The following is a 14045-nucleotide window of genomic DNA, read 5'->3' as shown; positions in this document are numbered from 1 at the left end:
AGCGCCCCTATCTGCTGTTGGCGGCGCCCGGTCGGTCGCCATAGCCACACGCCACCGGGGCGGACGCGCCGGTGGTTGCGCAGAGCGTAACGCGCTGCCCGCCAGTCGGATGGGCCGGCGCACCGACTCCGGACAACGTGGGGCTGGCCAACATGGTGTTGACTTGGACGGTGATGGGCAAAACGACGCAGCCGGACCCACCTCTGGGCCGAAAAATGAGACATTCCCGACGAAATGTGCTACGGGTGGGCGCCCTCCTGACCCTCGGTGGTGCCGTACCGTCGCTCACCGGCTGTGACCCGTTCAACCAGGAACCACCCACACCCGACCCACTCGCCCCCATGGTGGACGAGGCGCTCGCGCTCGCCGCGGCCTACCGGGACGCCGCCACGACGCACCCCACGCTGGCTGGGCGGCTGACGTCGATCACCGAAGCGCACGCCGCGCACGCGACGGAGCTGGCCCGGATCACCAAGGTGGCCCTACCGTCGGCCACCCCGACCACCAGCACCCCCGCCAACGCCGACGCGGCCCTCACCGGGCTACGCGAACGCGAACGGGCAGCCGGCGAGGCGGCCACCCGAGCCTGCCTGGCCGCACCGGCCGGGAGGGCCGCGCTGCTCGCCAGCATCGCCGCCGCCCGCGCCAGCCACCTGGAGGCGCTGCAGTGAACACCCCCACCCCGGGCGCGAGCTCCGCCCACGCCGCGGCCCTGACCGCCGAATACGCCGCCATCTGGGCCTACGGTCCGATCGGCGTACGCCTGACCGGCCCCGCCCAGGAGGCGGCCCGCGATGCCGAGGCGACACACCGGCGCCGCCGAGACGACCTGGTGCTGCACCTCACCGACGCTGGTGACAGCCTCCCGGCCGACCAGGCCGGCTACGCCCTACCGTTCCCCGTCACCGACCAGGCGAGCGCCCTCCGACTCGCCGTTGACGTCGAGGAACGGACGGCGGGATTCTGGCGGGCGGCGGTGGCCGCCACCAGCGGCGCCGAGCGAGAACGTGCGCTCGCGGCGCTGGTTGACTGTGCGGTGCGGGCCACCCGCTGGCGGCGAACCGCGGGGATCGCCCCCCTGACCACGCCCTTCCCCGGAAGGACCGCCTGACCCCGTTTCGGCGACGGTCGCCGACCGCAGGGTCGGAGCATCGACGCGGGCCGCAGGTCGGCAGAATGCCCTCATGTCCATTCTGGGTTCCCTCACCCGCCGGGTCGGCCACCACCGCTGGTTCAGCACCGCCGCCCGGCTCCTCGTCCCGGTTGACCGCGCCGTCGGGCGGCTCAGCCGCGGGCGGGTGATCGCCCTCGGGCTTCTCCCGTCGCTGGTCATCACCACGACCGGCCGCCGCTCCGGCCAACCCCGCAGCAACCCCCTGCTGTACGTGCCGGACGGGGACGGCTACGTGGTGGTCGGGTCGAACTGGGGACAGACCCACCAGCCCGCCTGGGCGTTGAACCTGCTCGCCACCCCCCACGCCGAGGTGGACATCAAGGGGCGCCGGTTTCCGGTCCGCGCCGACCCGCCCGAGGGCGCCGAGCGGGACCGACTCTGGCAGTTGCTGGTGACCGAGTGGCCGGCCTACCAGACCTACGTGCAGCGGGCCGGCGACCGCGAGATCCACATCTTCCGGCTGGTACCCGTCGCCGGATAACCGGAACCCCGCCTACAGGCCGCCCTGGACCCCGATCAGGGTGCCGATACCGTAGGTCGCGGCGGCGGCGAGGCCACCCAGCAGCAGCTGCCGCAGGCCCGCCGTCCACCAGCGCCGGCTGGTGAACCGGGCGACGATCACACCGGCCAGGAAGAGGCCGAGGCCGCCGACGCCGAGCGCCAGCCAGAGACTGGTGCTGCCGAGCAGATAGGGCAGCAGCGGCACCAGGGCGCCGACGGAGAAGCAGACCAACGACGAGAACGCCGCCGCCCACGGGCTCGGCTGGTCATCCGGGTTGACGCCCAACTCCTCCCGGACGTGCACTCGCAGCGCCTCCTCGGGATTGCGCCGCACCACCTCCGCGACCTGCGTCGCGAGCTCCCGGGGCAGGCCGCGGGCCACCCAGGTGTCCGCCAGTTCGCGCGCCTCGACCTCGGGATGCCGTTCCAGCTCCCGCCGCTCCTTGGCCACCTCCGCGGCGACCTGTTCGTTGGCCGACCGGACGCTGGTGTACTCCCCCAGCCCCATGGAGATGGCGCCGGCGACCAGACCGGCGGTGCCAGTGAGAAGCACGGCCCGCGCCGACACCCCACCGCCCCCCACCCCGGCGATCAGGGCGATGTTGGTGACCAGTCCGTCCATCGCCCCGAAGACCGCGGGGCGCAGCCAGCCTCCGGAGACGTCCGCGTGGTGTGCCTCCCGCAACGCCGCCGGGGTCTCGGTCACGGCAGGGTGAGGATCTCGTAGCCGTCGTCGGTCACGAGAATCGTGTGCTCGAACTGGGCGGTCCACTTCCGGTCCTTGGTCACCACAGTCCAGCCGTCATCCCACATGTCGTACTGGTAGGTGCCGAGGGTGATCATCGGCTCGATGGTGAAGGTCATGCCCGGCTCCATCACGTCGGTGGGCCGCGGGCTGTCGTAGTGCGGCACGTAGAGCCCGCTGTGGAACGCCTCGCCGATGCCGTGCCCGGTGAAGTCACGCACCACGCCGTAGCCGAAGCGCTTCGCGTACGACTCGATCACCCGACCGATCACGTTGATCTGCCGACCGGGGGCCACCGCCCGGATGCCTCGCATCGTCGCCTTGTGGGTCCGCTCAACCAGCAACCGGACCTCCTCGCTCACCTCACCCACACAGAAGGTGGCATCGGTGTCGCCGTGCACCCCGTCGAGGAAGGCGGTGACATCGACGTTAATGATGTCACCGTCCTGGAGCACCGTCGAGTCGGGGATGCCGTGGCAGATCACCTCGTTCAGGCTGGTGCAGCAGGACTTGGGGAACCCCCGGTAACCCAGCGTTGACGGATAGGCACCGTGGTCACAGAGGAACTCGTGCACCACCCGGTCGATCTCGTCGGTGGAGACCCCCGGCTTGCAGTGTTCGCCCGCGAGCGCAATGGCCTGTGCCGCCAGCCGCCCGGCGGCCCGCATCCGCTCGATGGTCTCCGGTGTCTGCACGTGTGAGCCACGCCACTGCTTGGGCTCCTTCTTGCCCACGTACTCGGGTCGGGGAATGTGGGCGGGCACCTGTCGCCAGGGAGAGAGCGTGCCGGGTGTCAACGGCGCACGGACGGTCATGGCGCAAGCCTAACGCCGCGACCTCGACACCGCGTGGCGCCCATCGCGCCCCGGACCGGCCCGGACGAGCACCCGCCGCCCGAAATGAGTTGCCCCACTGCCCGCCCCGGCCGCATCCTGACTGCGGTGACCAGGCCCGATCCGGACGGGCCAGCGCCGGGCGCTCGGCAACGCCCGGCGGAGCGGTGGCGCGGGATCCAACCTCTCTCTCACGTACGGTGATCCGCCGTACCCGATGGGTTCCGCGCCACCGCTCCCCGCCCACGGAGCCGGGCCGTGATCTCACCCGCCGGCCCCGGCACACCGAACCAGTAGCCCTGCCCGGTGTCGCACCGCAGTGCCCGCAGCCGCTCGGCCTGCACCCCGGTCTCCACCGCCTCCGCGGTGACCGACAACCCGAGCGCCCGCGCCAGCCGCACCAGGGCGTCCACGATCTGCTCGTCCCGATGGCCGGCCGCCTGCTCGGCTCCGCCCTCCCGCAGTCCCTCCACGAACGGGCCCGCCAACTTCAGCGACCGGATCGGCAGCCGGCGCAGATACGCCAGATTCGAGTAGCCGGTGCCGAAGTCGTCGATGGCCAGCCCCACCCCCAGCCCGGCGAGCCGGTGCAACGCCCGCAGCGGCTCCCCCGCGGTACCCATCAGGGCGCTCTCGGTCAGCTCCAGCTGCAGGAGCTCGGCGGGGAGCCCACTGTCGGTCAACGCCTCCGCCACCACGTCCACGATGCCGGGGTGTTCCACCTGACGCGCGGCGAGATTGACGCTGACGACCAGGCGGGCCGCCGGCACCTCGCGTCGCCAGGCATCGGCGTCCCGGCACGCCCGGCGCAACACCCACTCCCCGAGTTGGACGATCAACCCGGTCTCCTCGGCCAGCCCGATGAACCGGGCCGGGCCAAGCCGACCCAGCGTGGGATGCTGCCAGCGGACAAGCGCCTCCACGGCCAGCATCGAGCCGTCCCGCAGGGAGACGATCGGCTGGTAGTCCAGCACGAACTCATCCCGCTCCAGGGCCGCCGGCAGTCCGGCGGCCAACGTGGACCGGGCGATCTCGCGCGCGCTTCGCTCCCGGTCCCAGACCGCCCACCGGCCACGCCCCTCGGCCTTGGCCCAGTACAGCGTGGTGTCGGCGGCCTTCATCAGTTCCGACGGGTCGGTCGTGTGCACCGGACACTCGACGATGCCGACGCTCGCCGAAACCATGAGCTGGTGGTCACCGATCCGAATCGGTGCGGCCACGGCCGCGAGTGCGGCCTCCGCGACGCTCACCACGTCGTCGAGGGACTCCCCGTCGTCGACCAGGATGACGAACTCGTCGCCCCCCATCCGGGCCACCAGATGCCCGAACCCGGCGACGCAGTCCGACAACCGCTCGGCGATCACCACCAGCAGCTGGTCGCCCAGATCGTGACCGAGGCTGTCGTTGACCGCCTTGAACCCGTCCAGATCGAGGAAGCAGACCCCGACCGGATGGCCGGCGCCGGCGTTGTCGAAGACCATCCCGAGGGTCTCGAAGAAGAGGGTCCGGTTGGGCAGGCCGGTGAGCGGGTCGTGCAGTGCCTGAAACCGGAGCCGCTGCTGAAGCTCGTAACGCTCGGTGATGTCCTCGACCACCGCGACGGTGAACCGGGGACGGCCGTCGTCGTACCGGACCAGGGACACCGCCAGGTCGGTCCAGACCGTGGTGCCGTCCTTACGGTAGTACCGCTTCTCGATCCGGACGGTGTCCCGCTTGCCCTCGACGACCTCCTGGTACAGCTCCCAGATCCCGGCCGCGTCGTCGGGGTGGAACAGCGACGACACGTTGCGCCGCCGCAACTCCTCGATCGTGTAGCCGAGCATGTCGGCGAATGCCTGATTGACGTCGATGATCTGGCCATCGACCAGGCCGATGCCGATCCCCATGGCGGCACCGGAGAAGACCGCGCGGAACCGGGCCTCGCTGTCCCGCAACGCCCGCTCCACCTCGTCCCGCGCCTGCCAGGCCGAGCGGGCGATCCGCTCCTGCTGGGTGAAGGTGCGTTCCCGGAGCGCGCCGGCGAATCCGGCTGCCATCGCACCCTGCAACGCCGCGACCCGGGTCGCCGCCTCCTCCGTACCGACCAGGTCGGGCAGCACCCGGGCAAGGAACCCGTCACCGAGCGCCCGGACCGACCAGTCGAGCACCCCCGGCTCGGTCAGGTGCGCCTCGGCCAGCGCCTGGCCGACCTGGGCCGCGGGCTGGGACGAGAACGGCTCGGCGCGCAGCGCCTGGGCCAGCCGGACGGTGTGCAGGTGCAGCAGCCGCTGGGTTTCCGCAGCGCTGAACGGGACGAAGCCGAGCCGACGTACGGCGCGGGCCCACTCGGCCGCATACCCCTCGGCGCCGGCCTGGCTACGGTCGCGCCCTCCCGACTCCAGGACGACGGCCACCGCGATCAGCCGACCGGTTGGTCGTGCCGGGCGACCCCGCCGAAGGCACCGAACTGCGCCGGATTGTCATCCACGTCGGAGGCGGAGTCCGGCCGCCACAACGGCATGTGGACCACCCCCGGCTCCAGCAGGGTCCAGTCTCCGAAGAAGCCGGTGATCTCGGCGCGGGAACGCAGGGTGATCTCGGTGTCGGTACGCGCCGACAACCGCTGAGCCTCGAGCATCTCCCGCGGCTGGTCCTCGAATGTGGAGTGTGAGATCACCAGGTAACTGCCCGGCGCGGCAGCGGCCCGGAGCGTGGCAAGGAGATCTCCGGGGCGGCTGTCATCGCCGATGAAGTGCACCACCCCGGCGAGCAGGATGCCCACCGGCCGGTCGAGGTCCAGCAGGTTCAGCGCCCGCGCCTGCGCCAGGATGTGCCCGGGATCATGCAGGTCGGCCTGGATGACGCCGGTCCGGTCGTTACCCGCCAGCAGTTCCCGGCTGTGCGCCACCGCGACCGGGTCGATGTCGACGTAGACGATCCGGGCCTTCGCGTTGACCGCCTGGGCCACCTCGTGCACGTTGCCGACGGTCGGGATACCGGAGCCGATGTCGAGGAACTGGTCGATGCCGGCATCCAGCAGCACCCGGACCGCGCGGCGGAGAAACTCGCGGCCGGCGCGCATGGTGCCGGCGAGGTTCGGCGTCATGCTGGCGATCTGCTCGGCGAGCTGCCGATCGATCTCGAAATTGTGGGCCCCGCCGAGAAAGTAGTCATACACCCGGGCCGCGCTCGGGCGAGAAAGGTCAATCTCGGCGGGAAGTCCGTCCTGCGTCTGCACAGTGCTATACCCCAAGTCGTCGCCACGGTGCGGGAGAGACCGGTGTCGCGACGCATTGCGGACACGCGGAGGCCACCGGCCGACCCGCGGATCGTTTAGATGCAGACAACTGTAGGCGTGCGTCAATCCGGGCGGGAGGGCGCCGGCGGGGGACACTGGTCACCGCACGGACTCCAGCAGCAGCGAGATGCCCTGGCCCACCCCGACACACATGGTGGCCAGCGCCCGCCGGCCGCCCCGGCGCCGCAGTTCCAGGGCAGCGGTCAGCGCCAGCCGGGCCCCACTCGCGCCGAGCGGATGCCCCAACGCGATCGCACCCCCGTTCGGGTTGACCTGCTCGGCGTCCGCTGGCAGACCCAGCTCCCGCAGGACCGCCACCGCCTGCGCGGCGAACGCCTCGTTCAGCTCGACCACGTCCAGGTCACCCACCCCCAGGCCGAGCCGATCGAGGAGCCGGCGGGTGGCGGGCACCGGACCGACGCCCATCACCCGCGGCGGCACACCGGCCGCGGCGGAGCCGACGATCCGAGCCAACGGGTTCAGGTCGTACCGGGTCAGTGCCGCCTCGGAGGCCACCAGCAGCGCCACCGCGCCGTCGTTGACGCCGGAGGAGTTACCGGCGGTGATCGTGCCCCCCGCCCGGAACGGGGTGGGCAGCGCGGCCAGTTTCGCCAGCGACGTCTCCCGCGGATGTTCGTCGACCTCGACCAGCGTCGTCCCCCGCCGGCCAGCCGGGGCCGACACCGGCACGATCTCCTCGGCTAGTCGGCCGTCGGCCTGGGCCTTGGCCGCACGCTGCTGGGAGCGGTACGCGAACTCGTCCTGGGTGGCCCGCGCGACACCGTACTCGGCGGCCACGTTCTCCGCGGTCTCCGGCATCGAGTCGATGCCCCACCCCTGTTCCAGCAACGGGTTGACCAGCCGCCAGCCGATGGTGGTGTCGTAGACCTCCGCGTTGCGGGAGTACGCGGTCTCGGCCTTGGGCAACACGAACGGCGCCCGGCTCATGCTCTCCACCCCGCCGGCCAGCACCAGGTCGGCCTCGCCGGCAACAATGGAACGGGCGGCGAGGGCGAGGGCGTCCAGGCCGGAGCCGCAGAGCCGATTGACGGTGCTGCCGGGCACCTGCTCGGGCAGCCCGCCGAGCAGCGCCGCCATCCGGGCCACGTTGCGGTTGTCCTCGCCGGCCTGGTTCGCGCAGCCCAGGATCACGTCATCGGTCCGGGCCCAGTCCACCGTCGGGTACCGCGTCACCAACTCCCGGATCACGTGCGCGGCCAGGTCGTCGGGGCGGACGCCGGCGAGCGCCCCGCCGTACCTCCCGATCGGGGTACGGACACCAGCCACCAGATATGCCACGGTCATCGCGAGTCCTTCGGGGGTGGGAAGGTCGGGGGATGGAACGGACCCGGATCCCGGGCAACGCTCCGGCGTCAGAATATCGACGCCCGGACCAGCGGGGTCACAGGTGCCCGAGCGACCCTGGTGGGGAGGGTCACCGGCCAGCCGCTCCCCGGACCGCGGAGAACGGTGTATCGTCATCCGGCAATGACCAATGTCTGGAATCTCACCGTGCGCTTGTACGTCGACCTTCGACGGCAGGCCAGCGGTGTCTGTCCGGCGCGGCCGCAGTTCTGACGCCGCCCGTACCTTTTCGCTTTCCAGACTTGGACCTTTCATGCGCAAGATCCCTTTTTCCGTGCAGATTCTGCTCGGCCTCGCCCTCGGTGTGGCCCTCGGCTACCTCGCCCGCGCCGCTGAGCTGAGCTGGCTGACCAGCGGCCTCGACATCGTCGGTGGCCTCTTCGTCCAGTTGCTCAAGCTCGCCGTGCCACCCCTGGTCTTCACCGCCATCGTGATCAGCGTGGTCAGTCTGCGGGGCGTGGCCAACGCCGCCCGGCTGGCGCTACGTACGCTGCTCTGGTTCGGTGCCACCGCGCTCATCGCGGTCAGCGTCGGCATCGGCCTCGGGCTCCTCGCCAACCCCGGCCAGGGGGTCACCCTGGACACCGCCGACGCCACCGCCCCGACCACGACCGGCTCCTGGACCGACTTCCTCGCCGGCATCGTCCCGACCAACCCGGTCGGCGCGTTCGTCGAGGGCAACGTCCTCCAGATCGTCTTCCTCGCCCTCGTCATCGGCGCGGCGGCCCTGCTGGTCGGCCCGCCCGCCGAGCCGTTCGTCGAACTCAACCGAGCCCTCCTGGCGATCGTCCAGAAGGCGCTGTGGTGGGTGATCCGGCTCGCCCCGATCGGGACCCTGGGCCTGATCGGCAAGGCCGTCGCCACCTACGGCTGGGACCTGCTGGCCCCGCTGGCCCGCTTCACCACCGCCGTCTACGTCGGCTGCGCGATCGTGCTGTTCGTGGTCTACCCGTTGCTGCTGCTCGGTGCCGGCCGGCTCAACCCGCTGCGCTTCTTCGCCGGTGCCGGACCGGCGATCCAGCTGGCCTTCGTCTCCCGCTCCTCGGTCGGCACCATGCCGGTGACCCAGCGCGCGGTCGAGCGGCTGGGGGTCCCCCGCGAGTACGCCTCGTTCGCGGTCCCGTTCGGCGCCACCACGAAGATGGACGGCTGCGCGGCGATCTACCCGGCCCTGGCCGCGATCTTCGTGGCGCAGGTCTTCGGGGTGCAGCTCGGCGTCACCGACTACCTGCTGATCGCCTTCGTCTCCGTGGTCGGTTCGGCGGCGACCGCCGGCCTCACCGGCGCGATCGTCATGCTCACGCTGACGCTGAGCACGCTCGGCCTGCCGCTGGCCGGCGCGGGCCTGCTGCTGGCCATCGACCCCATCCTGGACATGGTGCGCACCGCGACCAACGTCGCCGGGCAGGCTCTCGTGCCGACGATCGTGGCGGCCCGGGAGGGCACCCTCGACCGGACCGCGTACGACGCGGCCGGCCGGCGGAGCCTGGTTGACGAGGACCCGGTCGAGCACGGTTCCCGGCCCGGCCAGCGCGAGGAGCCGGTTCCGGCCCCAGCCTGAGCCTGAGCGGTCCACCCGGGCCCGCCCCGACCAACACCGAACCCGCCCCCGGTGCTGGGCGCCACCATGCGCGAGCGCCCAGCACCGGGCACCGGGCGCTTCTCGTCGGCCAACCTCCCAGATCCGCGGCGCGGCTGCCCGTCAGCCGGCCAGGTGCGACCACTGGGCCGCCAGCTCGCACCAACGACCCTGGGCGGCCACCCGCCCGTCCTCCAGCACCAGGACATGGTCGGCGCGCAGCAGCGCCGCCCGTTTCGAGGTCGACCCCAGCACCGTGACCCCGTGCCGTCGCAGCGCCGCCCAGAGCGCCAACTCCGTGGTGACATCCAACGCGGAGGAGACGTCGTCGGCGACCAGCAGCTCGCTCCCCGGGGCGAGTGCACGGGCCAGCGCGAGCCGCTGCAGCTGCCCGCCGGAGAGCCGGGTGCCCTTGTGCCCGATGACCAGCCCGAGACCGGCCTCGGAGGCCGCCAGGTCCGGCTCCAGCTGGGCGGTGGACACCGCCGCGTCGGCGTCCACCGGGTAGCCGAGGGTGATGTTGTCGGCGACCGTCCCGGAGAGCACCCGGGGCTGCTGACCGACGTAGCTGACCTGGTGCGGGCGGAGAAACAGCTCCGGCTCGGTCACCGGCACGCCGTTCCACCTCAGCCGGCCGGTGTGCGGCACGATTCCGGCGAGGGCCCGTAGCAGCGACGACTTGCCTGACCCGACCAGACCGACCACCAGGACGAGCTGGCCGCGTTCGACCGTCAGGTCGACATCGCGGACCGCCGCCACCCCGTCCGGGTGACGGACCCCGAAGCCGGCCAGCTCGAGCCGACGCAGGGGGTGCCGGGCCGGCGCCGGCGGGGCCGGAGCGGTCCCTGCGGCCGGGTCGACTCCCGGCAGCGCCGCCGAGTACGCCGGCGCCCCGGTCATCGCCACCGTCCGCTGGGTCCACACCCGCGCCGACGGCACCTGGGAGAGCAGCGACGCCGCGGTCCAGGCGATCCAGCGCGCCGCGACGAGGGTGGAGACGGCGACCAGGGTCGCGCCGGCCGACAGCACACCGGCCAGGAACAGCGCCCACGCGCCGATCGGTAACAGCCCGCTGACCACCGATGGCGTGGAGCGGGACCACACCTGGATGGTGATCTCCCGCCGCTGGCGCTCGCTGCGGGTGGCGTCCAGGTCGGCGAGGTGGTCGAGCACCGGTCCAGTCGCGCCGGCCAGCTTCACCGTCCGCGCGGCGGAGAGCCCGGAGACCAGCGCGGTCGCGTACGCGGCCCGCGCCGTCACCGTCGCCCGTGCGCCGCGCTCCAGAGCCGGGCCGAACAGGATGGCCACCAGCGCGGACACCACCATCGTCCCGAGGAAGAAGAGCCCGGGTACGACGCTGCCGGAGATGGCGGTCATCGCCACCAGCAGGGCCAGGCCGAAGAACTGGTCCACCACGTTGTCGGCGAGCTCCACGACCCGTTCGGTGTCACCGCCCTGGGCGACCACCTCGGCGGGGGTGTAGCCGCTGACCCGCCGGGGCCCGGTCTGCCCATGCACCAGCCGAAGGTTGATCCGCAGCATCTGCCGTACCCACCAGGTCTGGAACCACAACGTCGTGTACCAGTGGAAGGGCAGCGTGACCAGCAGCCCGGCCGCGATGCCGAGCGCCGGCAGCCACGGCTCACCGACGCCGTCGACCACGTCCGCCCAGAGCCACGGCAGCACCGGGCCATCCAGGCCGACCAACACCAGCACCACGAAGGGCGCCATGGCCGCCAGCCCGTACCGTGGGTCGTTGACGAGCAGCCGCCAGAGCTCCCGCAGCGTTTGACCAAGGGGCGCCACCGGCGGCGAGGCGTCCATAGCCGGCGGCCGGCGCTCCTCGGCTGGCGGCGAGACGTCCACGGCTGATGGCGAGAGGTCCAGAGTGGGTGCTGCTGTGCGTGGCGCGGCTCCCGCTGACGAGAGGTCCGCGGGGAGCGGCGAGGTGGGCTTCGCCGGGGCGACGACCGGGCCGAGTTCGGGCCCGGCGTCCGGCTTCGGGCCGTCCAGCAACCCGATCCCAGCGCCGACACCGCTGGTGGGGCCGGGGCCACCGCTGCCAACCTGGACGGGCGCGTTGACGCTGGTGCTGACGGGGATGACGGCCGAGATGCCGGCGTCGCTGGTGACGGCGTCGCTGGTGACGGCGTCGCTGACGGCCAGCAGCTCAGCGAAACGCCCCGACTCCCGCAGCGGCCCGGCCTCCAGCACCGCGCCGTCGGCCAGCACCACCACCTCGTCGCAGTGTCGGACCGAGGAGAGCCGGTGCGCGATGACGATGCCGATCCGGTCGCGCAGCAGCCGTTCGGTGGCCGCCTGCACCCGCGCCTCGGTGACCGGGTCGAGCCGGGCGGTCGCCTCGTCCAGGATCACCACCTGCGGGTCGCGCACCAGAATCCGGGCGAACGCGACCAGTTGCTCCTGACCGGCCGAGAGGACGTGCCCACCCTCGCCGAGCCGGGTCCGCAGCCCGTCGGGGAGTTCGGTGGCCCAGCCGTCGAGGCCCAGTTCGCGCAGGGCATCGGCGGCGGCGTCGAGCAGGTCCGGGTCGAAGAGGGCGATGTTCTCGACGAGGGTGCCGGCCAGGATCTCGGTACGCTGCGGCACCACCGCCACCCAGCGGCGTAGCTGGTCGACATCGAGGTCGCGCAGGTCACGACCGCCAAGCAGGACTGTCCCGGCCGGCACGTCAACCGCCCGGGTGAGCACCTTCGCCAGGGTGGACTTACCCGAACCGGTCCGGCCGACCAGAGCGTACGAACGGCCACGGGTGAAGGTGAGGTGGATGTCGCGCAGGGCCGGCCCACGGCTGCCCTCGGCCAGCGGGTACTGGAAGGTCAGACCCCGCACCGTCAGATCACCGGCAACCGGGGCCAGCCCGCCCACCGGTTCCTGCGGGGAACCCGCCAGCAGCCGTACGCGGCCCCAGGCACCGAGTGCGTACTGGATCTCCGGCACCAGCCGGCTGACGTGTTCGACGGTCGCGCCGTAAGCGATGGCGAGCAGCCACACGGCGGTCAGCCGGGCGCCGTCCACCCGACCGCTGGCCAGCGCCCATGCTCCCGCGAGCACCACCGCGGCGATCCCGACGCTGGTGACGCCGACCGCGGTGGTGGTGACCCGGGCCGACATCCGCCTCACCGGCATCCCCCGGGCGAGCACGGCCGCCGCCCGGGTGGCCCAGAGCCGCAGCACGTACGGCTGGGCGAGGCTGGTCCGCACGTCATCCTGGCCGTGGACGGCCTCCTCCATCACCGCGGCCAGGTCGGACCAGGCAGCTTCCTCGGCCATCCGGCCGGGAACAATGCGCGCGGTGGGCCGGCGCAGGCCGACGGCCAGGACACCGGCGAGCAGCAGCATGGTCAGCCCGGCCGGCCACCAGACGCCCAGGGCGACGACCGCGGAGAGCAGGCCCGCGGTCAGCATCTGGGCGATGCGGATGCCTTGCGCTCGGATTCCGGCGGCAACCTGGTAGACGTCGCCGTCGATCCGGTCGAGCAGCTCGCCGACCGGGGTCGCCTCCAAGGTGGGCAGGTCCTGCCCGAAGGCGACCCGGCAGAGCCGGCGCCGGACGGCGGCGGACCAGTCGGCGGTCACCCCCGCCAGCACCAGATTGACCACGAGAGCGCTGACGACGGCGGCGACCAGCGCCGCCGCGAGCAGGGCGAAGGCACCGACGGAGCGGTGCACCAGGACCGGCCCGGCCAACGCGGCGGCAGCGGCCTGACCGCCGGCGCCGAGCAGGACCAGGATGCCCACGATCGTCATGCGGCGGGGCGCGGTGGCCCACAGGTCACGGAGCAGGCGCACGGGAAACCCTAACGACGAGCGGCTCGAGAACGCCCAGCCTCACCCGACGGGCAACCATCGCTCAACGCATTTCGGGCCCTGCAGACCGGAGCCCTCGTCGGAAACACCAGCCGAGCCTACTGCGGGACCCGGATCGGGAGCGGATCACGCCGCGCGTCGTCTGGAACTCTTCGGCACGAAAATCCGCTGGTGTCCGGTTGATGCCTGGGTGCGGTGTGACCGGGGGCATCGTGGTGGTGGAATCCCGGCGGGCGTGGGGGCGTTACACCCTGCGTACGGCCGTGGAGGTGCCCCGCTCGGGCGGGTGCCGCCGGGTGCGGGTCGCCGGGAATGCCGGTGGCCGGCCGGTCGTTACATCTGGACCCGGCACCGTGCAGCCCCCGGTGAAGCCCGCGGTCGCCGAGGATCTTCTTCCCCTGTTTCTTTGAGCGCCGGACGGTGCTTGCACCCTGCCGCCTGACCCCCCTTTCGGGCGTGTGTGTGGGTGTCGACCCCCGAATGGAGCAACCCTGATGAACACGATTCTGCGTCGTAGTGTCCTTGGTGTCGCTGGTCTGGCCCTGTCCACCGGTGTCATCGCCGGCCCCCTGGGCACCCTGACCGACACCACCCCCGCCCCGGCCTCGGCCGCCGCCGCGGCGGTGCAGGCGGACAAGCCGGATATGGGCACGCTGATCCCGCACGGCACCCAGGGTGAGCAGTCGCGTATCACCCTCGGCGACGAGCAGGTCGCCAACGTGAAGGCCATCATCGAGGCC

General features: G+C 72.2%; 11 protein-coding genes and 1 pseudogene. 6 read left to right on the top strand and 6 right to left on the bottom strand.

Going from position 1 to position 14045, the window contains the following annotated elements; translation table 11 throughout:
• Positions 1-236 precede the first annotated feature (236 nt).
• The 3 genes from T398_RS13935 (at position 237) to T398_RS13925 (ending at position 1655) form a co-directional block, all read left to right on the top strand.
• A complete protein-coding gene (locus T398_RS13935; protein WP_496447386.1) occupies positions 237-671 on the top strand; it encodes a hypothetical protein in 435 nt (144 codons plus the stop codon).
• The gene (locus T398_RS13930; protein ID WP_496447246.1) at positions 668-1111 is read left to right on the top strand and encodes a ferritin-like domain-containing protein; all 444 of its coding nucleotides are present in this window, start codon (positions 668-670) and stop codon (positions 1109-1111) included. The genes T398_RS13935 and T398_RS13930 overlap by 4 nt, the downstream gene beginning before the upstream one ends.
• A 73-nt stretch (positions 1112-1184) precedes the next feature.
• Positions 1185-1655, top strand: a complete 471-nt coding sequence (locus T398_RS13925) for a nitroreductase family deazaflavin-dependent oxidoreductase (RefSeq protein ID WP_496447244.1) — start codon at positions 1185-1187, stop codon at positions 1653-1655.
• A gap of 12 nt (positions 1656-1667) precedes the next feature.
• On the opposite strand, the gene T398_RS13920 is transcribed toward T398_RS13925, so the two are convergent.
• From T398_RS13920 to pcaF, 5 genes are all read right to left on the bottom strand, one after another.
• Entirely contained in the window at positions 1668-2381 is a 714-nt protein-coding gene (locus T398_RS13920) for a VIT1/CCC1 transporter family protein (protein ID WP_496447243.1), read from the bottom strand.
• Complete coding sequence (gene map / locus T398_RS13915) at positions 2378-3235, bottom strand: type I methionyl aminopeptidase (protein WP_496447242.1); 858 nt, start codon at positions 3233-3235, stop codon at positions 2378-2380. The genes T398_RS13920 and map overlap by 4 nt, the downstream gene beginning before the upstream one ends.
• 209 nt (positions 3236-3444) lie before the next feature.
• Positions 3445-5646 (bottom strand): putative bifunctional diguanylate cyclase/phosphodiesterase, encoded by a 2202-nt coding sequence (locus tag T398_RS13910; protein WP_496447240.1) that lies wholly within the window; start codon positions 5644-5646, stop codon positions 3445-3447.
• Between the two features lie 5 nt (positions 5647-5651).
• Positions 5652-6470 carry an SAM-dependent methyltransferase gene (locus tag T398_RS13905; RefSeq protein WP_496447238.1) on the bottom strand — a complete coding sequence of 273 codons (819 nt, stop codon included), beginning with the start codon at positions 6468-6470 and terminating at the stop codon, positions 5652-5654.
• Positions 6471-6629: 159 nt separating this feature from the next.
• A complete protein-coding gene (gene pcaF / locus T398_RS13900) occupies positions 6630-7835 on the bottom strand; it encodes a 3-oxoadipyl-CoA thiolase (protein ID WP_496447236.1) in 1206 nt (401 codons plus the stop codon).
• Between the two features lie 313 nt (positions 7836-8148).
• Between pcaF and T398_RS13895 the strand changes: the two genes are divergently transcribed.
• Positions 8149-9456, top strand: a complete 1308-nt coding sequence (locus T398_RS13895; RefSeq protein WP_496447234.1) for a dicarboxylate/amino acid:cation symporter — start codon at positions 8149-8151, stop codon at positions 9454-9456.
• 141 nt (positions 9457-9597) lie between these two features.
• On the opposite strand, the gene T398_RS13890 is transcribed toward T398_RS13895, so the two are convergent.
• Complete coding sequence (locus T398_RS13890; RefSeq protein ID WP_496447232.1) at positions 9598-13287, bottom strand: ATP-binding cassette domain-containing protein; 3690 nt, start codon at positions 13285-13287, stop codon at positions 9598-9600.
• 215 nt (positions 13288-13502) lie between these two features.
• On the opposite strand from T398_RS13890, the gene T398_RS13885 reads away from it, so the two are divergent.
• Entirely contained in the window at positions 13503-13715 is a 213-nt protein-coding gene (locus tag T398_RS13885) for a hypothetical protein (protein WP_496447230.1), read from the top strand.
• 84 nt (positions 13716-13799) lie between these two features.
• Positions 13800-14045: pseudogene (locus T398_RS13880) on the top strand (hypothetical protein); the annotation flags it as partial.

It is taken from the genome of Salinispora goodfellowii (genome assembly GCF_059570675.1).
Note: the sequence above shows the minus strand (reverse complement) of the source record. Positions and strands in the feature narration are given on the sequence as shown.

What these genes read in the sequence shown, in the direction of transcription:
- T398_RS13925 (WP_496447244.1), top strand. Translation starts at nt 1,185, where the DNA reads ATGTCCATTCTGGGTTCCCTCACCCGCCGGGTCGGCCACCACCGCTGG.
- map (WP_496447242.1), bottom strand. Translation starts at nt 3,235, where the DNA reads ATGACCGTCCGTGCGCCGTTGACACCCGGCACGCTCTCTCCCTGGCGA.
- pcaF (WP_496447236.1), bottom strand. Translation starts at nt 7,835, where the DNA reads ATGACCGTGGCATATCTGGTGGCTGGTGTCCGTACCCCGATCGGGAGG.
- T398_RS13895 (WP_496447234.1), top strand. Translation starts at nt 8,149, where the DNA reads ATGCGCAAGATCCCTTTTTCCGTGCAGATTCTGCTCGGCCTCGCCCTC.